Annotated in this window: 12 protein-coding genes; 11 read left to right on the top strand and 1 reads right to left on the bottom strand. The window is 54.5% G+C overall.

Translation table 11 applies throughout. The features are described from left to right. The first annotated feature begins 2 nt into the window (after positions 1-2). From mtaB to EDM21_RS07945, 5 genes are all read left to right on the top strand, one after another. Positions 3-1,361, top strand: coding sequence for a tRNA (N(6)-L-threonylcarbamoyladenosine(37)-C(2))-methylthiotransferase MtaB (mtaB, locus tag EDM21_RS07965; protein ID WP_157334451.1), 1,359 nt, complete (start codon positions 3-5; stop codon positions 1,359-1,361). Between the two features lie 321 nt (positions 1,362-1,682). Beyond that, the gene (locus tag EDM21_RS07960; protein WP_157334449.1) at positions 1,683-2,948 is read left to right on the top strand and encodes an LLM class flavin-dependent oxidoreductase; all 1,266 of its coding nucleotides are present in this window, start codon (positions 1,683-1,685) and stop codon (positions 2,946-2,948) included. Between the two features lie 115 nt (positions 2,949-3,063). Then, positions 3,064-4,098 carry an aliphatic sulfonate ABC transporter substrate-binding protein gene (locus EDM21_RS07955; protein ID WP_201280765.1) on the top strand — a complete coding sequence of 345 codons (1,035 nt, stop codon included), beginning with the start codon at positions 3,064-3,066 and terminating at the stop codon, positions 4,096-4,098. A gap of 312 nt (positions 4,099-4,410) precedes the next feature. After that, complete coding sequence (locus EDM21_RS07950; RefSeq protein WP_157334445.1) at positions 4,411-6,819, top strand: transglycosylase domain-containing protein; 2,409 nt, start codon at positions 4,411-4,413, stop codon at positions 6,817-6,819. Positions 6,820-7,140: 321 nt separating this feature from the next. After that, the gene (locus tag EDM21_RS07945; protein WP_157334443.1) at positions 7,141-7,575 is read left to right on the top strand and encodes an NUDIX hydrolase; all 435 of its coding nucleotides are present in this window, start codon (positions 7,141-7,143) and stop codon (positions 7,573-7,575) included. A gap of 81 nt (positions 7,576-7,656) precedes the next feature. Here EDM21_RS07945 and EDM21_RS07940 read toward each other — a convergent pair whose 3' ends face one another. After that, positions 7,657-8,949 (bottom strand): Na/Pi symporter, encoded by a 1,293-nt coding sequence (locus EDM21_RS07940; protein WP_420850649.1) that lies wholly within the window; start codon positions 8,947-8,949, stop codon positions 7,657-7,659. 233 nt (positions 8,950-9,182) lie between these two features. Between EDM21_RS07940 and EDM21_RS07935 the strand changes: the two genes are divergently transcribed. From EDM21_RS07935 to addA, 6 genes are all read left to right on the top strand, one after another. Further along, complete coding sequence (locus EDM21_RS07935) at positions 9,183-10,547, top strand: class I SAM-dependent rRNA methyltransferase (protein ID WP_157334439.1); 1,365 nt, start codon at positions 9,183-9,185, stop codon at positions 10,545-10,547. A gap of 89 nt (positions 10,548-10,636) precedes the next feature. Beyond that, the gene (locus tag EDM21_RS07930; RefSeq protein WP_157334437.1) at positions 10,637-11,167 is read left to right on the top strand and encodes a DinB family protein; all 531 of its coding nucleotides are present in this window, start codon (positions 10,637-10,639) and stop codon (positions 11,165-11,167) included. Between the two features lie 156 nt (positions 11,168-11,323). Then, entirely contained in the window at positions 11,324-12,244 is a 921-nt protein-coding gene (locus EDM21_RS07925; RefSeq protein ID WP_157334435.1) for an AEC family transporter, read from the top strand. Positions 12,245-12,322: 78 nt separating this feature from the next. Continuing rightward, on the top strand, positions 12,323-12,757 hold the full coding sequence (locus tag EDM21_RS07920) for a GNAT family N-acetyltransferase (RefSeq protein WP_157334929.1): 435 nt from the start codon (positions 12,323-12,325) through the stop codon (positions 12,755-12,757). A gap of 282 nt (positions 12,758-13,039) precedes the next feature. After that, positions 13,040-16,717: a PD-(D/E)XK nuclease family protein gene (locus EDM21_RS07915; RefSeq protein WP_157334433.1), complete on the top strand. Its 3,678-nt coding sequence runs from the start codon at positions 13,040-13,042 to the stop codon at positions 16,715-16,717. Beyond that, positions 16,714-21,093: a helicase-exonuclease AddAB subunit AddA gene (gene addA, locus EDM21_RS07910; protein ID WP_157334431.1), complete on the top strand. Its 4,380-nt coding sequence runs from the start codon at positions 16,714-16,716 to the stop codon at positions 21,091-21,093. Before EDM21_RS07915 ends, addA begins: the two co-directional genes overlap by 4 nt. Positions 21,094-21,104: the final 11 nt, after the last annotated feature.

Below are 21,104 nucleotides of genomic sequence, written 5' to 3'. Positions count from 1 at the left end.
TTATGTCAACAGTGGCATTTCATACCCTTGGATGTAAAGTGAATTTTTATGATACGGAAGCGATCTGGCAGCTGTTCAAAAACGAAGGCTACGAACAGGTCGATTTTGAACATACGGCAGACGTTTACGTCATTAATACATGTACCGTTACGAATACGGGCGATAAGAAAAGCCGCCAGATGATCCGCCGCGCCGTCCGCCGTAATCCGGAAGCGATTGTGGCGGTAACCGGCTGCTATGCGCAGACGTCGCCGGCTGAAATTATGGCGATTCCGGGTGTAGATCTGGTTATCGGTACACAAGACCGCGATCAGATTCTGACCCTTGTCAAGCAGTTCCAGGATGAGCGCAAGCCGATTAATGCGGTTCGCAACATTATGAAGACACGCCAGTTCGAAGAGCTGGATGTACCGGATTTTGCGGACCGGACCCGTGCTTTCCTCAAGATCCAGGAAGGCTGCAACAATTTCTGCACTTTCTGCATTATTCCTTGGTCGCGCGGACTCATGCGCAGCCGTGAACCGCAAAGCGTGGTAAAGCAGGCTCACATGCTGGTGGACGCCGGCTATAAGGAGATTGTCCTGACCGGGATTCATACCGGAGGCTACGGCGAGGATATCGAGAACTACAGCCTGGCACGCCTGTTGTGGGATTTGGATAAAGTGGACGGCTTGAAGCGCGTCCGTATTTCATCCATTGAAGCGAGCCAGATTACCGATGAGGTTCTGGAAGTGCTGAACACTTCGGATAAAATGTGCCGCCATCTTCACATTCCGCTCCAGGCGGGTCATGATCAGGTCCTGGCACGGATGCGCCGCAAGTACACGACCGCCGAATACGGCCGCAAAATCGAGCTGATCCAGAAGGCGATGCCGGGAGCTGCGATAACGACAGATGTAATTGTAGGGTTCCCGGGAGAGACGGACGAAATGTTCCGGGAAGGGTATGCATTCATGGAGCAGATGCAATTCTCCGAGATGCACGTCTTCCCTTATTCGAAGCGGACAGGCACGCCAGCCGCACGGATGCTGGACCAGGTTGACGAAGAAATCAAGAATGCGCGTGTTCATGAGCTGATTGATTTGTCGGAGCGGATGCAGCTGCAATATGCCCGTCAATTTGTCGGGAAGCAGCTTGAAGTCATTCCGGAGCGCACGTATAAAGGCGCCGCGGAAGACAGCGGACTGCTGATGGGCTACACGGACAATTACCTGCAGGTCGTATTCAACGCACCGGAAGAGATGATCGGCAAAGTGTGCACCGTACAGGTGAACGAAGCCGGTGTCAATGAATCTCAAGGTGTTCTGATTCGTACAGAGGATACCAAGCCGGCAGCAGAACGGATTCAAGCGATTGTTTAAAATTGTAAAATATGTATTGACAGTCCATATATGCGGTGATAAGATGGGGTACATCTAATTGAAGCCCTCTACCGGACCGCCGGAGACACAAGCGATTTGAGCTTGCTGTTTCCGGCTTTTTTGTTGTCCGCCGAGCAGTAGCGGAGTTGATTATCAGCAGGGGAAGGAGTGAAGAAATGAGGGTGGCAGGATGGGCAGCTATGGCTTGTAATTCTTGTCAGCAGTTGTTTGAGGAACGCTGCTGAAGTAAGAGAACAAATTTTTTTGTTTATAATTCCGAGTAAATACATGTGTTAACTATTATATAGGGAGTGAAAGTGTATGACAGTTGGCAAACAGGAAGTGGAGTTCGGCTGGTTTATCCCCACGACCGGTGACGGCAAGTACATAGGTGTGGAGCCGGAGAGAGAATCGACCGCTGATTACATGATTGAAGTCGCCCAGACAGCGGAAAAGGCCGGATTTACTTTTGCACTGATACCGACGGGCGGATCTTGCCTGGATGCATGGATCGTCGGCTCCTCTATTGCCGTACACACGAAGAAGCTGAAGCCGCTGGTTGCCCTTAGACCGGGGCTGATCGCTCCCGTACTTGCTGCGCGGATGGCCGCCACGCTGGATGTGATCTCGGGAGGCCGCGCTCTGATTAACGTCGTGACCGGCGGCTCGCCGAGCGATTTGCAGGCTACGGGAGATCCTCTGGCGCTGGCGCACGATGAGCGCTACGGGCGGACGCGGGAATTCCTTCATATTGTCAAAAGCATATGGACGCGCTCGAACGACAGCGGTGAGAAGTTCCTGGCAGGAGGAGGTTACCACTATGGCGGCGACGGGAAAGTTAATTTTAAAGGCCGCTACTATGAGCTGGAGAACGGAGCGGGCTTGCCTTTGCCTGTGCAGCAGCCGCACCCGCCCCTCTACTTTGGGGGCAGTTCTGAGGCTGGCAAACGAACCGCTGTGGAAACATCGGATGTCTACTTGATGTGGGCAGAGCCTCTTCCGTGGATTGAGGAGCAGATTCAAGAAGTCGAGCGTATTCGGAGTGAAGTAAGAGCTGAGAAGGGGACGGTCCGGGAGCTTCGTTACGGGCTTAGAGCGCAAATCGTTGTTCGGCCTACCGAGGAGGAGGCTTGGAAGGAAGCGTGGGAAATCATTTCGAAGGTAGAGCCGGATGCGGTGGAATGGTCCAGTCACCGTTTCAAAGAAACCGATGCCACGAACCAGCAGAGGCAGAATCAGCTCCGGGAAGGTTCTCGTGATAACGGATACCTGGTTGGGCCTAACTTATGGGCCGGAATTTCGATTCTGCGGGGCGGGGGCGCTATGACATTCGTGGGTACGCCCGGGCAGGTAGCGGACAGGCTTCTTGAGTTTGTCGACATTGGAATCTCGTCGTTTATTTTATCGGGCTATCCTAACTTGGAAGAAGCTCAAATTACGGGAGATCTGCTGCTGCCGGTTTTTAAGGAAAAGCTGGCACAACGCACCAACCAAACCAACCAAACCAACCAAACTAACTACACCAACCAAACTAACCAAACCAACCCAACCAATCCAACCAACCAAGAAGTCACCGTTGAAGTTTAAAAAAGGACGTGTCGCGCGGATTTTACAAATGGGATGGAACGACTCGCCGGAAGGTGACAATTGATTTGGGAAATAAAGGGGGAGCATGATGCTGAAAGGACGTAAAACCCGGTATATGTCGTTTTTACTTGCCGCAGCACTTATTGTGCCGGGGTTAATGGGCTGTTCCGCTAAGCTGGCTTCAAGCGGAGGGGAATCGGATGCTTCCCTGGGCGAGAAGAAAGAGAAGACAGTGGTTAACATCGGCATCCAGCACAGCCTTGGACCACTGTTGATCGCCAGGGAGAAGAAGTGGTTCGAGGAGGCGTACGCCCAGGTGGGAGCCGAGGTGAAATGGCATGAGTTCCAAAGCGGACCTCCTCATTTTGAAGCGATTACAGCCGGGCGCCTGGATTTCGGAATGGTCGGTAACGGACCTGTTATCGCCGCCCAGGCATCCAATCTGGATTTTAAAGAAATCGCTGTTACCGGGGACGGTAAAAAAGGCAACGCCATCCTGCTGCCCAAAGGAAGTCCGATACAATCCGTCCAGGATTTAAAAGGAAAGAAGGTAGCTGTAGCCAAAGGGAGCAGCAGCTGGATTTTCTTATACAGAGCACTGCAGGAGGCGAACGTGCAGCCTAAGGACATCAAGATCGTCCAGCTGCAGCCGGATGAGGCTAAACCGGCTTTTGGTTCGGGTGCTGTAGACGCATGGGCCATCTGGGAGCCTTTTATCACCAATGAAGTCGAATCATCAGGCGCCCGCATTCTTACCGATGGGGAGGAGCTGAATCTGCTTGGACCCGGATTTGCTGTCGCGCGAACCGCATTCACGAAGGAACACCCCGACTTAACCGTGCTGTTCTTGAAAACCTATGAAGAGTCACGCCTGTGGATGCAGGAGCATCGGGATGAAGCGGCCGAGATATTAGCCAAGGCCAAGAAACTGGAGCCTGAGACGGTGCGGAAAATTCTAGAGAATACGGAGCCGATGAATGCCGTTATTTCGGATGAATTTATAGAAGCGCAGCAGACAACGGCGGACTTCATGTACGAGAATGAAGCGATTAAGCAGCAAATTGATGTTACGAAGGTCGTGGACAATACCTTTATCAAGCAGGCACTGGCTCAGGTGGGGGGAACTGCCGCTGTCCCCGCTGCTCCATAGGGACTATTTTCATCCGCAGCCGATAAATAAACAGGAAGCAATCTGCTTTGCAGCCTATTATTTCTCCGTTTGACCGTTCCTTCTTATTAAGCTGTATGTGGCAGTCCGGATTACGGAAGCAGTCCCTTACAGCTTCCCCGCAAACTTTGAGTAAATTTATCCGCAACGTTCCTCTCATAAAGAAAGACAGCGTACTCCTGACGCTGTTTTTCTTTGTTATGGAGCTTATTTACTTTTGCACGTTTAGATAGAGAGCACTGTTGGGTAAGAGGTAAAAGAGAACTTCCATAGACGTTGGACGGAGGGGGACTTATGGCCAACAAGCAGGACAAAGCCGAGCTAGAGAAGACAACTGTTACGGCGCCTAAAAAAAAGAAAAAGAAAGCGGTTCGCAGAATCGCAGGGGTTGTCTTCATAGGTATGCTGACGATCGGTCTTGGAGCGGCCGGTTGGGCTGCCAAAACCGGATACACCATGTACGAGCAGACCGATATCACCAAACTGTCTCAGGAACCGCCTCAATCGCTCCGGATTTACGATGCCAATGAGAAACTGATAACGGAATTAACCAATTCACGGATGGAGTACATACCGCTATCTGATTTTCCGGAGAATTTGAAGAATGCCATCATTGCCGTGGAAGATTCCAGGTTCTATGAGCATGGAGGAATTGACTTTAAAGGCCTCAGCCGCGCCATGTACACGAATTTACGAAACGGTGATGTGGTTCAGGGAGGAAGTACCATTACACAGCAGCTGGCCAAGGTAATGCTATTCTCTTCCGAGCAGACGCTGGAAAGAAAAGTGAATGAAGCCGTAGCTGCCTTGAAAATCGAAAAGAACTACAACAAGAATCAAATTCTGGAGCTGTATTTGAATTATATTTATTACGGCAGAGGAGCGTGGGGGATCGAGCGGGCTTCCCAGACTTATTTTGACAAGAATGCTTCGAAATTGACGCTTGCCGAAGCGGCGCTGCTTGCAGGGCTGCCGAAATCACCGAACGTATATTCACCGCTGAACAATATAGAGAAGGCTAAGGAACGCCGTGATCTTGTGCTCTCTTTGATGGCGGAGCAGGGGAAAATAACAGCGGAGCAGAAGAATGAGGCTCAGAGCGAGCCGATTAAACTGACGGACAAATCGTCGCTCGCGGCCACGAACAAATATCCAAGCTATGTGGATCACGTGATCGAGGAAACGCTGAGCAAAACCAAAATGTCCGAGCAGGAAATTCTTTCTTCCGGTCTTCAGATCTATACGAATCTGGATCCGGCTGTCCAGGACGCCGCTGAGGCCGTGTACATGGAGAAGAAAAATTTCCCGGGCGATAAAGGCGGCCTGCAAAGCTCCGTCATTGTGCTGGATTCAAAGACGGGCGCCATTCGCGGACTGGTCGGCTCGCGCAGCGACAAGCGTGAATTCCGGGCTTTCAATTATGCGACACAGCTGCAGCGTCAACCGGGATCGACGATCAAACCGGTTGTCGTATATACGCCTGCTTTATTGGCGGGGTTCAAGCCGCAAGATTTGATCAATGATGTGGAGACGGAATTCGGAAACAGCTACAAGCCGGGCAATTCCGGCCAGCGGTTCCATGGCTGGGTAACGATGGAGACTGCACTGATGCAATCTTATAACGTGCCGGCGGTAGCATTGATGAAAGAAGTGGGGATCGGCAAAGCGATGGATTTCGGCCGCAAAGCCGGTCTGCCGCTCGAAGACGATGACCGTGTGTACGGTCTGGCGCTGGGCGGACTGAAATACGGCACCTCGCCGCTTGTTATGGCTCAGGCTTATACGATGTATGCCAATAACGGCAAACTGTCCAAGGCTTATGCGGTATCCAAAATTGTGGACCGCAGCGGTAACGTTGTTCTGCAGGAAAAACCGCAGACGAACCAGATCATCGATGCGAACACCGCATATACCATGACGCAGATGATGCAGAAGGTAGTAACGGATGGCACGGGCCGCAGTGCCCGGATCAAGTATCCGGTTGCCGGCAAGACGGGAACGACGCAGCTGCCGGATGTGGCTGAATTCAGAACAGGATCAGGCAAAGTAATCAACGGAATGAAAGATGCCTGGTTCGTGGGGTATACCCCTGAGCTGGTAACGGCTGTCTGGGTCGGTTATCCCGTCACGAACCGGGAGCATTATATTCCGTCAGAAGGCGGAACGCTTCCGGGGGAACTGTTCGCTAAGGTTATGAGCGGAGCACTCAAAAACCGTCCGGTCATCGCTTTCCAGCCGCCCAAAGGATATAGACTGGCCGGCGGTAAAATTCAGAGAATCAACGGAGAAGAAGATAAACTGTATGCTTCAGCCGATGACTCGTCTGAACGCAGGAGAAGCTCGGGCAAGACGGATTCTCCGATTAAGAAGGTTGACAGAGCGGACGTTTCTCCAAGTCCTACTCCGGCGGCTACTCCGGCTAAGAATGGCGATACAGCTCATAAGCCGGATAAGGAAACGACAGGTCCTTCTAATAATAAGGGGAATGGCGGAGATAAGAACGATTCTGAAGGAAGCAAGGATAAACCGGGCAAAGACAAACCGGACAAAGACAAAACAGACCAGACGGATCAAGACCGTCCCGGTAAAGAGGATGACAGCTCGTCCAAGGAACCGGGTAAGCCGGATAAGGACAACGGGAAGGACAAACCGGTCGTGACAGAGCCCGTAAAAACGCCGCCTGTCAAAGAAAGCGGCAAATAAACTTGAGCTTTGGTTTAACGTTGCTGCGGCTGGACATAAATCATATAAGGAAGACACAATCACCAGTCCTTAAGGGCTGGTGATTGTGGTATATATATGTACGGTTAATACCGAGCAAAGCTATCAAGAAGTCTTTCGGCTGCCGTAACTCTCCGGCGCACCGGAGCGAAGGTCTGAAGTTTATTGGTGGCTGCGAGGTTTTGGCGGAGCCGATCTGTTCGTTTCTTCCGGTTATCTGCGAAACCCTGTTGCTTGTCCGGCTGCTTATTAGTTAGAATGAAAGGCGTGACTAAAGCAAGACTTTACGAGGATTGTGAAAGGATGGTTCCAATGAAAGAAATATCAGGCGGCGGTGTGGTGTTCCGTGAGAAAGACGGACGGACAGAAGTGCAGCTGATCCAGGACCGATTCGGGAAGATGACGATTCCTAAGGGGAAGATGGAACCGGGTGAAACCATTGAAGAAACAGCGCTGCGGGAAATTAACGAGGAAACAGGTATTACCGGGCGTATTGTAGAGCCTCTTGAGAGGATAACGTATGATTACGAGCATAAAGAGTACGGCACGGTACATAAGGAAGTGCACTATTACCTGGTGGAGGCCGTCGGAGGCGACTTGCAGGCACAGATTGAGGAAATAAACGGTGTAGAGTGGTTCTCTCCGGAAGAGGCGTGGGAGAAACAGGTACAAGCCGGTTATGATAATAATGACGGCGTTCTGCGTAAAGCTCTGGATAAAATAGGATTTCGGGCGTAGCGCCCGGCGGCAATACGGGCAATACAGGCAATACGGGCAATAAAAGCCGGAACCGCTGCGGAGCACGGGTCCGGCCTGAGCTTACGTATGCGGCTGGAGACTTTTGCTGCGGCTGAAGGGCAGGTAGCAAAGCGGCAGAGCAATCAGGGAGCAGGCGATATTAAATAAAGTCTGCGCGCGCGCGATTTGAGCGGATGGATCCGAAGTCATCCAGGCGGAGACATCATGGAGCAAGCCGATCATCGGGAAAAATAAAGCGGCGCCGCCGACATTAAGCAGAATGTGCGACCAGGCAACAAAGACGCCGGCACGCGTTCCCCCTATGCTTGCCATCCAAGCTGTAATACAGGTGCCGACATTCGAACCGATGGTAATGGCGATCCCGAGCTCCGGGGAGATGACGCCGCTGGCGGCGAACCCCATCGACATGACAATGACGGCACTGCTGCTGTGAATGAGTGCCGCTACGGCGGCCCCGGCGGCTATTCCCCACAGCAGGCTGATCTTAGCGTGCTCGATGAACCAGGCGAACAGGCCGAGGTTCTCGAGTGCAGGGCCGATGCTCTGCATGATTTGGATGCCGATCAGCACAAGTGAGAACCCGGAAGCGGCCAGCGCGGCGTAGCGTACGCCGTGCAGCCAGCGGCGGGGCTTCCCGGGTTTGCCCGCCCGCCCGCCACCAGGGCCCGTCTGGCCGCGGCTGTTATGCGCTTGCCCTGCCGGCGGGATGCTTGTGCCGGGGTCAGTCCGGCGGGAGTCGACCCGCAGACTGCTGCTAGCCAGCCGGACTCCCCGGTCCGCCCGCCCTGCCGGCAGGCAGTTGTCTGCTGAGCGAGCGGCTGACGTATGCAGCAGCCGCTGCGGGCGGCCGCCCGGCCCGCCGTGTATGTGGACCGCCGGCTGCGCCGATGTTCCGCCCGGGGCAAGTTCCGCCGACCCCGGCGCTCCGCTTGTGGGGGCGTTCCCGCGGAGGTCTGCGCTGCGGGGCAAGCCCCGCGCTTCGTGCAGGCGACCCGCGGCCGTCCGGGGGCCTGGGCCTGCTCCCGGCGAGACCAGCCAGCTGCCGAGCCAGACGGCAGCGGAAGCCAGCAGCAGCGGGATTGCGATGCCCGCTGCGTTCAGCCCGATCAGCTCGGTCGTCAGACACGTGCCGATGTTCGTGCCGAGGATGATCCCGAGTGTTCTCGGGAAGGTGAGCACACCGGCGTTGACCAGGCCGATCGAGATGACGGTGACGGCGCTGCTGCTCTGGAGCAGCGCCGTCAGTGCTGTGCCGGTGGCCAGGCCGTGTGCCGGTGTCTTCGTTGCGGTTTCGAGAAACCGGTAGATGTGGGGGCCGGCGAGCTGGTGCAGCGCCAGCTCCATCATTTTCATGCCAAACAAAAAAACAGATAATCCGGCGAGCAGGGGAAGTGCAAGAGTCGTCCACATGAGGCCCAGCTCCTTTGATTTTTCTCCCGGGGTTACGGGTTGTCTGATTCATTCATTGAAGCATATATATGTACGCGCAGGACAGGGCATGACAAGTGTCCTTGTCCATAAGGTGCGGATAGAGCTTGATTTTCGCCGCCAAGCGGCGGATTCGGGCAACAGGAAGGGGCATTTACATGGCAGCGATTGTGTTGCAGAAAAAGAGAAAAAAACGGCTGGAGCAGGGACATCCCTGGATTTATGCAAGTGAGATTGAGCGCGTGGAGGGGGAGCCGGCCCCGGGGCAAGTTGTGGAAGTACGCACCCATGCCGGACAAGTGCTTGCTTATGCCTATTACAATCCGAAATCTCAAATAACGGGACGGGTGGTCAGTTATCAGCCGCTTGAGGCGATGACCAAAGAGTTCTTCTTGGAACGGTTCAGACGCTGTGCGCGTCACCGGGAACGTTTTCTGCAAGATTCAGATTCTTACCGGCTTGTATATGGGGATGCGGATTTTCTGCCGGGGCTTACGGTGGACAAGTTTGCAGACATCCTTGTTATTCAAATTTTAACGCTGGGTATGGATGTATGCCGGGAAGCGATTACGGAAGCGCTGGTTGAGGTTTTTGCCCCACAAGGGATCTATGAGCGCAGCGATGTAACGGTCCGAGAACTGGAAGGGCTGGAGCAATTGAAGGGCCCGCTGTATGGAGACTGTCCGCGTTATGTCCGTATCCTGGAAAATGGCCTGCACATTGAGGTCGATATCGAGCAGGGCCAGAAAACGGGTTATTTCTTCGATCAGCGGGAGAACCGCGCGGCGATTGACCCGCTAATGACAGGCTGGGGAGGAAGCGGCGGGATCGCGGTCCGCGAAATCGAGCACGAAGGCAAACTGCAGCAGCTTCCGGTCAATGCCAACGGCAAAGTGGTCACGTTCCCTTACTGGGACGGGGCTACTGTGCTGGAATGCTTCTCTCATACCGGGAGCTTTACGCTGAATGCTTGCAAATACGGAGCGAAGAAAGTGACCTGTCTTGATATCTCGGAGCATGCGGTCGAAAGCGCGCGCAAGAATGTGCAGCTGAACGGCTTTGAAGACCGCGTCGAGTTTGTGGTGGCGGATGCGTTCGAATACTTGCGCAAGCAGGTAAGAGGTGTCGAAGACCGGCGCCAAAGAGCACAGGCCGGACAAGGAGCCAAGGTCGACACATCCAAGCCGGTGGGCGAAGCCCGGACCTGGGATGTGGTCATTCTGGACCCGCCGGCCTTTGCCAAGACGCGCAGCGCCGTTGAAGGAGCCTGCCGCGGGTATAAGGACATTAACCTGCACGGGATGAAGCTGGTTAATGAAGGAGGCTACCTCGTCACGGCTTCTTGCTCCTATCACATGCAGCCGGATCTGTTCCTGGAGACGATTCACGCGGCGGCAGTCGATGCCGGCAAAATTCTCCGGCTGGTTGAGTTCCGCGCGGCGGGCAAGGACCATCCGAGGCTTCTTGGCGTCGATGAGGGCAATTATTTGAAGTTCGCCATTTTCGAGGTGCGAAGCCGTTAGAGGACCGTCCCGTTTTTTATTTTGCTCCACCCGCGTGTTACAATGAAGCGGAACACTTAGAATTGCAAGTAACCCGGGAGGTAATACGCATGGTTAAATTTCAGGATATCAACCCTTTTATGGATAAAGTCCGGCAGGATCTGATGAATGTGCTTCATTCGTTCGGTCCCGATGAGAAGCAGCTCAGAGAACAACCGGACGGCTGGACCGTGACTGAAGTTGTGGAGCATTTGAGTAAACTGGAAGGGATTATCCTCTATCAGCTGACTCAAGTCGTTGGCAAGGAGCCGGCCGGGCCGTCTGAGGCACCGGAGGACAAAGTAACCGATGTGATGGAGATTCTACAGAACAACGGGGTAATCGGCAAGAAAATCGATGCCCCGGAACCGTCCCGGCCGACCGGAACACTCTCCTACGAGGAGGCCCTCCAGAAGCTGGAGGAGGTCAGAGCCAAGACGAAAGCTTTCATTCCCAAGCTGGCAGAGCGAAACACAAACGACCTGCTGTTCCCGCATCCGCTCGGCTTTGAGCTGAACGCGGCCCAATGGGCGCATTTTATCGCTATTCATGAAACGGCTCACGTAAGGCAGCTTCAAAGAATCCGTGAAGCCAACCGTTAAGCGAGCGAGATCAGGCCGGTACACAAGCTGCGGAGCTTGTGTGCCGGCTTTTTTTTGCATACCCGCAGGCTTGAATCCTGTGATACAATGGGGGATGGTTTCACGCAGGCAAGCGTGCATGCATCCAGACCAATCCTAGATGAAAAGTGATGAGCTATGACTTATTTCGTACATATTTTTCTGAATAACATTGTCCCGCTGTCCATTATGATCCTTATTGGAGCGGCCATGTACAGGACGTTTAAGCTCGATATCAAAACCTTATCCAAGTTGAATTTTTTCGTATTTTCACCGGCTCTTGTCTTCGTGAAATTATATGAGTCAGAGCTTTCGGTTGCGGTACTTGGACAAGTCCTGTTTTTTTTCCTGCTGTTCTTTACGGCTATTTCCGTGATGGCAGAGATTTTTATCCGGATCCGCCAATACAAGGGCGGGATGAAGGGCGCTATGCGCAACAGTGTTGTTTTCTACAACAGTGCGAATTACGCCATTCCCCTTAATCAGATGGTGTTTGTCGGAGATGCTTTTACCATGTCCATTCAGATGATCATCATGATGATGCAGAACCTGCTGCCCAATACTCTGGGCGTCTACAACGTCAATGCCCACAAGAGCAGCTGGAAAGACATTCTGAGAACAGTCGCTTTTCTGCCTACGATTTATATGATCCCGCTTGCGTTTGTATTGAGACACTTCGAGGTTCCGATTCCGCAGCCGATTAATACCCCGCTTCATTACATTGCGGATGGTTTTATGGCGACGGCGTTACTTACGCTGGGCGTGCAGCTTGGAGGCATGAAGTGGAAGTTCATGTTCTCCGATGTGCTCTGGTCCAACTTCCTGCGTCTGATTATGGGACCGGTCATCGGTCTGCTGATCGTTCTGCTGCTTGGATTAGAAGGACCTATGGCCCAAGCCTTGGTACTGTCCTGCGCCGTTCCTACGTCCCTTAGCAGCGTGCTGCTTGCCGTCGAATACGACAATGAGCCGGATTTCTCCTCGCAGGCGGTGTTTATGTCTACGGTACTGAGTATGTTTACCGTTACACTTGTGATTTATCTGCTTCCATTTCTATAAGTTTAATCGTGAATGGGGAGCTTAAAATACGGGGATGCCATTCTTAGGTGTGGCCTACGAACAAGGAGGATTATGAATATGTTGATAGATATCAAGGCCCGCATTAGGGAAGAAGATGTGGCCGAACTGCTGGAGGCGGCTATTTTTCCTGATCCGCAGAGAATAGAGCAGGCTGTACTTACCTACGAGAATGATGCTGCGAGGCAGCTGTACGGTTACGAAGACCAGGGGGATTTAATCGGGATGGTCGGCTTTTCGGTAGACGGCGGTTCTTCCCTGACGATTCATCATCTGGCGGTACATCCGGAGTGCAGAGGAGCAGGTTATGGACGCGGACTGGTTCTAGAACTGATTGAGCTGAAAAAACCGCGCGAAATCATCGTAGAGACGGACGAAGAAACGGTTGATTTTTACCGCAATATCGGGTTTACGATCAGCAGTCTGGGCGAAACTTACCCCGGCGCCGAAAGATTCCGCTGCCACTACTTGGCTGATTTGGAAGACGGCGAATAAACTTGTACAAAGTGAAGAATGGATAGGGATAATCAGCGGACGAGAGCGGTCCGGGTTATCCGTTTGATTCGGCCGGCCGGGAGCACTTGGCCGGCTTTTTCTTGTGTCTTGCGGCAGAAGGTCTCCGCTTCAGAATTGCAAAATGTCCCACACGCCCGTCTTGGCCCCTCCCCTGTAAATTATGATACAATAGATCAATAGAGAACATAGATTCCCCATATTTGACAGGGTGAATGATTCATATAGAAGGTTGGACACAGAGCGCGAAAGGAGCGGAATGCCTTGAAGGTACGATTTATTGTAGGCCGTGCAGGAAGCGGCAAAAGCCGGCTGTGCATGGACGAAATGATACAAGAATTGAAGAAGCAGCCGGATGGGCCTCCACTCATTCTGATCGTCCCCGAGCAGGCTACTTTCCAGACGGAGCTTGCGCTGGTCGACCATCCGGATGTAGGCGGGACGATCCGTGCCCAAGTACTCAGCTTCCGCCGCCTCGCATGGCGGATTATGCAGGAAAGAGGCGGAACCGCGAGACAGCCGATTGATGATGTGGGCAAGAAACTTCTCCTTCACAAGCTTTTACATAAGCGTAAGGATGATCTCCGCTTTTATCAATCTGTCTATGAACAGACCGGTTTTGTTGACCGTTTAAACGATTTGTTCGCCGAATGGAGACGGTACTGTGTGACAGGAGACGGGCTTAGCCGCCACGTGGAGACTTACGAAGAGTTTCTGGGCAGCCGCAAGCAGCTGCTTCGTGACAAAATGCGTGATCTTCAAGTCATTTATTCGGCATTTGAAGAAGAAATATCGGTCCGCTATTTGGACGGAGAGGGTACGCTTGCGAAGCTGGCCGAAGAACTGGGGCAATCCCGGTATATGCAGGATGCGCGTATTTGGATCGACGGCTTTCATGGCTTTACACCCCAAGAGCTCCGGGTAGTCAGGGAGCTGTTCCGGACCAGCAGGGAAATAAGCGTGTCGCTCTGCCTGAACAGGCCTTATTATGCCGGAGAGATTCCGGAGGAGCTTGATTTGTTCCACCCGACCGCGAGGACGATGGTGCAGCTTCAAGAGCTGCTGGATGAGATAGACGGCGGGCCTGCTGAAACGATTGTCATAGAGCCGGCTATTAAGCCCCGCTTTGCGGCCAGTCCGATGCTGGCGCATCTCGAGCAGAATTTCGAGCAGCGCATGGGACGGTATGCAAAGCCCTATTTGCCTGCGGACAAATCTGCGGAGGGTGAACAGGTCACTTTGTATGCGGCTGTGAACCGCCGGGCGGAAGCGGAGGGCGTAGCCAGGGAAATGACGAAGCTTGCGCGTGAGCAGGGTGTCCGCTGGCGTGACATGGCTGTGATGGTGCGTGATATGGGCAGTTACGAGGATCTGCTCGAAACAACCTTTACGGATTACGGCATTCCTCATTTCTTTGATCAGAAAAGAACGGTTCTCCATCATCCGTTAGCCGAATTCATCCGCTCAGCGCTGGAAGTGGTCCTGCACAACTGGGGATATGACGCTGTGTTCCGGTGCGTCAAAACCGACCTGCTGCTGCCGTGGGCTCCCTCCGGCGCTGCACAGGCCGGGAACGGGAGCAGCTCCCCTCAAGGGGTTGATTCCGCAGAGCAGGCCGCAGCGGAGGCTATGGAAGCTCCGGCAGCGGCGGATCTGACGTTGACGGAACTGAGAGCCGCCATGGACAGGCTCGAGAACTACGTGCTGTCCTACGGGATCCAGGGGAGCAGGTGGACAGACGGCAAACCGTGGACCCACCGGTCCCGGGCATCTCTGGAAGAAGAAGAAACAGCGGCAAATGCGGCCGAGGAGAAGTTTCTGCAAGAGATTCAGCAAACCAGGCAGTGGGTGGCGCAGCCGCTTTTGCGTTTTCAGAAGCGCCTTCGCAAATCCAAAACCGTACAAGCCAGAACCGAGGCCCTTTATGAACTTTTGACGGATGTGCATGCACCGGAGAGGCTGGAAGCTTGGCACGCGGAGGCCGTGCAGGCCGGCAAACCGGAGAAAGCGCGTGAGCACAGCCAGTTATGGGGCAGCCTGATGGACTTGTTCGACCAGCTTATCGAGCTGATGGGCGATGAAGAAATTTCGGCGGAGCTCTATGCCGAGCTGCTCGAGACGGGTCTGGAGAGCATCAAGCTCGGACTTGTACCCCCGGCGCTTGATCAGGTTCTCGTCGGCAGTATGGACCGGACTCGTTCGATGAAAATCCGGTATGCCTTTATTCTAGGCGTAAGTGATGGCGTAATTCCTGCCTCTCAGGCAGAAGACGGCGTGCTGGCCGAATCGGAGCGGGAGCTGCTCCTGCAGACCGGCCTGCCGATGGCGGACGGCAACCGAAGACGGCTGCTGGATGAATCCTTCCTGATTTATTCTTCCTTGGCTGTACCCAGCCGGCAGCTGTCTTTGTCGTATCCGCTCGCCGATGAGGAAGGGAAGTCTTTGCTTCCATCGGAGCTGGTCCGGCAGATCAAGGGCCTGCTGCCCCATCTCAAGGAAGTGCAGTGGATGGGCGAACCATCCCCTGCGATGTCCGCATCAGAGCAGCTTGCCTATATGGCGAGCCCGGCCAGAGCGCTGTCCTATTTAGGCGTGCAGCTTAAGCAGTGGATGCGGGGAGCCGCCATAGGGGATATCTGGTGGGGGACGTATAATTATTTCGTTTCCGAGCCGCAGTGGCGCGGGAGTATGCACCGCCTCGTCCAAGGCCTGCTTTATTCCAACAGGGAAGAGCGGCTGCCCAGAGAGACCAGCCGTCTCTTGTACGGCCGGCATCTCCGTGCCAGCGTGTCCCGGATGGAACGTTATGTAGCGTGTCCGTTTTCGCATTTTCTGACGCATGGCCTGAAGCTCAGGGAGCGCAGAGTTTTCCGGCTTGAAGCGCCGGATATCGGACAGCTTTTTCACGGGGCATTGAATTTGTTCGTAAAGGGTATTCAGGAGGATAAGGTCGACTGGGCATCATTGTCTAGTACGGAGACTTACAGACGGACATCGGATGTGGTGGACCGGCTTGCTCCAAGACTGCAGGGCGAGATCCTGCTGAGCTCCAAACGATACCGCTATATCTCTCATAAACTCAAGCAAGTCGTCGGTAAAGCGGCGATTATGCTCGGTGAGCATGCCAAACGCAGCCGGTTCGCGCCTGTAGGACTCGAAATCGACTTTGGACCGGGGGGGACGCTGCCATCGTTGAGCTTCCAGCTCGATAATGGCTGCACGATGGAAATTATCGGCCGGATCGACCGTGTGGATCAGGCGCAGGGAGACAGCGGCCTGCTCCTGAGGGTTATCGACTACAAGTCAAGCCCGACAGCGCTGGATTTGTCCAGCGTCTATTACGGTTTGTCTCTGCAGATGCTGACGTATCTGGACGTTATTCTTACGCATGCACCGGAGTGGCTCGGGATGACGGCTACGCCTGCGGGCGTGTTGTATTTCCACGTTCACAATCCTCTGCTTCAGTTTACGAATGGAATGAACGTGCAGGATATCGAGAAAGAGCTGCGCAAACGGTATAAAATGAAAGGCCTGCTCATGGCCGATCCTGACGTTGTACGAATGATGGATAGCGGACTTCAGGATGCCAGCGGACACTCTCAGCTTGTCCCGGCGGCATTGTCCAAAGACGGGGGCTTCTATAAATCTTCATCCGTCGCATCGGAGGAGCAGTGGGATACGTTGCGCGGATTCGTACGCAGCAGAATCCGGGATATCGGCACGGAAATTACGGATGGACGCGTGGATATCACGCCTTACCGGACCGGCAATAAATCAGCCTGTCAGCACTGTTCGTATAAGGCCGTGTGTCAATTCGATCCGGTGCTGGAAGGCAATGAGCCTAATCATATGATCAAAATGGGCCGTGAGCGCGTGTGGGCCGAGCTGTCAAAAACGCAGCCGGACAGGCAAGAAAGCGGGAAGGGGGAACGGGACGCATGAGAGCTGATTCAATAAGTAAGCCGGCCGGGAGTACCTGGACGGACGAACAATGGGACGCGATATCTTTGAAAGGACAAAATATGCTCGTAGCCGCAGCAGCGGGCTCTGGTAAAACAGCCGTGCTGGTGGAAAGGATTATTCGCCGCATCTCGGACGAATCCGCTCCTCTGGATGTGGACCGCCTGCTCGTTGCCACGTTCACGAAAGCGGCTGCGGCCGAGATGAAGCAGCGCATTCGCGAGGCGCTGGAGAAGGAGCTGACGGCGAGGCCCGATTCACAGCATCTGAAACGTCAGCTTGCCCTTATGGGGCGGGCTTCCGTGACGACCCTGCATTCTTTTTGTCTGGAAGTGATCCGCAGGCACTACAGCCTGATCCAGCTTGACCCGGGCTTTCGCATTGCGAATGAGACAGAAGCCGAGCTGATGCGTCATGACCAACTGGAAGAGATGATGGAGCAGTACTACGGGGACAGTGTGGAAGACAGCCCCTTCTGGCGGCTTGTCGATACATTCGGCGGAGAGCGGAGCGATGTGCCTCTGCATCTGCTGATTCAGAAGCTGTACGATGAATCACGGAGCCATCCATGGCCGGAGCATTGGCTGCGCGAGATGGCGGCGATGTTCGGTCCCGGGCCTGCTGCTCATCAAGCCGCAGGGAATGCCACGGAAGACCGGACGCAAAGAGCAGCAGCGATCGATACCTTGACCGAAGCGTATAAGGAAGCTGCGGCGGCTGCTTCTACGGTACTGAGTGAGGGGACCGATCGCAATGAACCCTCTCTTGGGCTTGAAGACATCGAAGACACCGAAGACACCGAAGGCACCGAAGGCACCGAAGGAGATACCGGTCAGGGAGCGCCCGCAGATTTTTGGCTGGACAGCCTGATCGCAGATGTCCGGCTTGAACTTCAGGGGACCGCGGAACTGCTGAAGCAGGCCATTGAACTTACCGGACAGCCCGGCGGACCCTACCCTTATGAAGCCGCCCTGCAGGATGATTTAGCGGTTGTGAGCGGACTGTTGGAAATTGCCGATCATCATTCCTGGGAGATCCTGTACAGTGCTTTTCAAGCCGTATCGTTCGGTAAACTCAAAGCCTGCAAAAAGGAAGAAGCCGATCCGATGCTGCAAGAGCAGGTCAAAGATATGCGCAGCCGGGCCAAGGAACGGATCACTTCTCTCCGGGAAGAACTGTTCGGGCGTCCCCCGGGGCAATTTCTGGCGGAAACCCGTCAAATGGCGCCGGTCATTCATATTCTGGTCGATCTGGTTATCGATTTCTCAGAGCGCTACCGTCAGGCCAAAGCGGCCAAAGGACTGGTGGATTTTGCAGATTTGGAGCATTTCTGCCTCCGTATCCTGCGCGCGCCTGAATCGAGTCCTGCGGAGCTGTTTCCTTCGCGTGCGGCTATCGAATTCCGTGAGCAGTTTGCCGAGGTGCTGCTCGATGAGTATCAGGATACGAACCGTGTGCAGGAAGCCATCGTGGAACTGATCTCGGAGCCCGCGCCGGGCAACCGGTTTATGGTAGGCGACGTGAAGCAGAGTATTTACCGGTTCCGTCTGGCAGAGCCGGCCCTTTTCCTGGAGAAATACAAGACCTACCGGAGCGAAGGAGGCGGGCCGGGCCGGCGGATTGATCTTGCCCGGAATTTCCGGAGCCGGCAGGAAGTCGTCGATGCCGTTAACTTCATTTTCAGGCAGATTATGAACGAGGGTGTCGGAGATATCGCATACGATGCGCGGGCCGAACTGGTGAACGGCGCTTCTTATCCGGCCACGGGGAGCCAGAATCTAGCAGTTGAAATGCTCCTCGTTGACCGATCTGCCGCTTCCCAGCCAGGCGGAGAATCCGATTATACGGATGGCGATGAGGGCGCAGAAGACCAGGGTGAAGCGGCTTCGGGCGACGAAACCGGCATGATGCTCGAAGGCCAGGAGCTTGAAACGGCCCAAATGGAGGCGCGGGCCATCGCGCTTAAGATCAGGAATATGCTGGAGCCTGAGACTGGGGAGCCTTTCCTTGTGTATGACAAAAGATCCGGCAGCATGCGTGCGGCAACGTACAGGGATATCGTAGTTCTGCTTCGTGCCACTCAGCAGTGGTCGCCTATATTTATCGAGGAGCTGCGTCTGCTGGGAATTCCCGCTTATGCGGATTTGAATACGGGGTACTTTACCGCAACGGAAGTGGAAGTCATGCTGGCGCTGCTCAAGGTAATTGATAACCCTTATCAGGATGTGCCGCTTGCTGCGGTGTTACGCTCTCCTATAGTCGGGTTGACGGCTGAGCAGCTGGCATCCCTGCGGATTACCGGCAAGAATATTCCTTATTACGAAGCAGTCCGCTCTTATGCGGAAGGCGGTTCCGCGTTAAGTCAGCCTGCCGATTCCGGTCTCCAGGATGCCGCCGAATGGAAACCAGATCCGGAGCTCCGCAGCAAGATCAGAGACTTTCTTGAGCGGCTCGGGCAGTGGCGGAGTGAAGCCCGGCAGGGCTCTTTGGCCCGCTTGATCTGGCAGATCTATGGAGATACGGGTTATTTTGATTTTGTAGGCGCTATGCCCGGAGGTCTGCAGCGCCAGGCGAATCTAAGGGCGCTGTATGACCGGGCACGCCAGTACGAAAGCACCTCACTGCGCGGGCTTTTCCGCTTTCTCCGTTTTATCGAGCGGATGAAGGAAACCGGAGGAGACCTGGGTACGGCACGGGCGCTTGGCGAGCAGGAAGATGTGGTACGGATCATGTCCATCCATAAGAGTAAAGGACTGGAGTTCCCGGTCGTATTCGTCGCGGGTCTTGGCAAAATGTTCAACCAGCGCGATCTGCTCGACCCGTTCCTGATTCATAAGGAACTCGGGTTCGGTCCGCGCTTTGTCGATACGGAGCTGCGGATCGGCTACCCGACACTTCCGCAGCTTGCCATCAAACGGCGTATGCGGATCGAGACGCTGTCCGAAGAGCTTCGTGTGCTCTACGTTGCATTGACGCGTGCGAGAGAGAAGCTCTACCTGCTCGGTACGGTCCGCTCGCTGGACAAGGCTTTGCTGGGTTGGAGCCGCTATCTGGAGCACGGCAGCTGGGCCCTGCCGGATGATGAAGTGGCGCGTGCCCGCAGCTATATGGACTGGCTCGGACCTGTCTTAATGCGCCATAAGGATGCGAGCTTGTGGCGGGAGCGTGCCGGACTTCCGGAGCGCGTACCTGCTGCGCTTGCGGCTGACGGCTCCTTGTGGCACTTTGAAGTGTTGGCGCCGGATACGCTGGCTGCTATGGGTAAAGCGGATGAAGCCGTAACGATTCAGGCCGATCGCCTGGAAGCGTTAAAGACGCTTAACCGGGTGCCCACCTTTTCCAGCGAATGGGAGGTGCCGCTTGCGAAGTCGTTGTCTTGGACGTATCCGTATGCTCAATCCACCGCCTATTTCTCCAAAACCTCTGTGTCCGAGCTGAAGCGGCTGGCGGAGCGTACCGGCGGGGCGGGTCAAGATGAGAAGCCTTCAGCTCAGCTCATGCCAAGTCCCGGAAGCGGACTGATTTTACCGACAAGGCTGCTCAAACTCGCGACGGGAGAAGGCGCGCCATCATCCATAGAGAAGAAACCGTTATCGCCTGGAGCCGGCCAATTGCCAAGCTCCTCGTCCGCCAATGAAGTGAGTAGTAGGGTGAGGGCAGAAATGCCTCTTGATTTCATAGCCGAACAATTGCTGTTAACGGGTTCTGAGGATGCGCTCATAGTTGATTCCATGGCTGATTCCAAGCAGGAAGCGACCGAAGCTGCGGCGGATTCAACGCCTGCTGCCCGTTCCTCCCTGTTCAGAAGGCCTGCTTTTATGGAAGAAAAGAAGCTGACGTCGGCAGAGCGTGGAACAGTGTTCCACGCCGTGATGCAGCATATTCCGCTTGGGAATGTCACGACAGATACGGTAATGGGCACGGTACAGGAGATGATCGCCAAAGAATTCATTACACCTGCACAAGGCCGGGTGATTGATGCGGAGATCATTACGGGATTCTTTGCCTCTGAGCTGGGGGCCAGCCTGGCTTCGTCAGACCGGGTATGGCGGGAGGTGCCGTTCAGCTTGGGCCTGCCTGCCGGAACCGTGTACCCGCATGCCGATGCGGCTACCCGCCTCGAAACCGTGCTGGTGCAAGGGGTAGTGGACTGTTTGTTCGAGACGCCGGACGGGCTTGTTCTGCTGGATTACAAGACGGATAAGGTCACCGGTGTAGGAATTCCTCAATTGAAAGAGAGATATAAAGTGCAGATCGGGCTCTACGCGCAGGCTGTGGAAACCATTTGGCAGCGGAAGCTGGCCGCAACATATTTGTTCTTTTTTGACGGAGGACATGTGGTGGAGCTCGAAAGATAGTCGTTTGGATC

The organism is Paenibacillus lutrae, assembly GCF_009757775.1.
GTDB lineage: Bacteria > Bacillota > Bacilli > Paenibacillales > NBRC-103111 > Paenibacillus_F > Paenibacillus_F lutrae.
The sequence above is the reverse complement of the archived record's forward strand: the minus strand, read 5'-3'. Positions and strand labels throughout refer to the sequence as shown.

Bases quoted from the DNA above. Each gene is read 5' to 3' on its own strand.
- addA (WP_157334431.1), top strand. From the start codon at position 16,714: ATGAGAGCTGATTCAATAAGTAAGCCGGCCGGGAGTACCTGGACGGAC.
- EDM21_RS07935 (WP_157334439.1), top strand. From the start codon at position 9,183: ATGGCAGCGATTGTGTTGCAGAAAAAGAGAAAAAAACGGCTGGAGCAG.
- EDM21_RS07920 (WP_157334929.1), top strand. From the start codon at position 12,323: ATGTTGATAGATATCAAGGCCCGCATTAGGGAAGAAGATGTGGCCGAA.
- EDM21_RS07925 (WP_157334435.1), top strand. From the start codon at position 11,324: ATGACTTATTTCGTACATATTTTTCTGAATAACATTGTCCCGCTGTCC.
- EDM21_RS07945 (WP_157334443.1), top strand. From the start codon at position 7,141: ATGGTTCCAATGAAAGAAATATCAGGCGGCGGTGTGGTGTTCCGTGAG.
- EDM21_RS07960 (WP_157334449.1), top strand. From the start codon at position 1,683: ATGACAGTTGGCAAACAGGAAGTGGAGTTCGGCTGGTTTATCCCCACG.
- EDM21_RS07955 (WP_201280765.1), top strand. From the start codon at position 3,064: ATGTCGTTTTTACTTGCCGCAGCACTTATTGTGCCGGGGTTAATGGGC.
- EDM21_RS07950 (WP_157334445.1), top strand. From the start codon at position 4,411: ATGGCCAACAAGCAGGACAAAGCCGAGCTAGAGAAGACAACTGTTACG.
- EDM21_RS07940 (WP_420850649.1), bottom strand. From the start codon at position 8,949: ATGAAAATGATGGAGCTGGCGCTGCACCAGCTCGCCGGCCCCCACATC.
- mtaB (WP_157334451.1), top strand. From the start codon at position 3: ATGTCAACAGTGGCATTTCATACCCTTGGATGTAAAGTGAATTTTTAT.
- EDM21_RS07930 (WP_157334437.1), top strand. From the start codon at position 10,637: ATGGTTAAATTTCAGGATATCAACCCTTTTATGGATAAAGTCCGGCAG.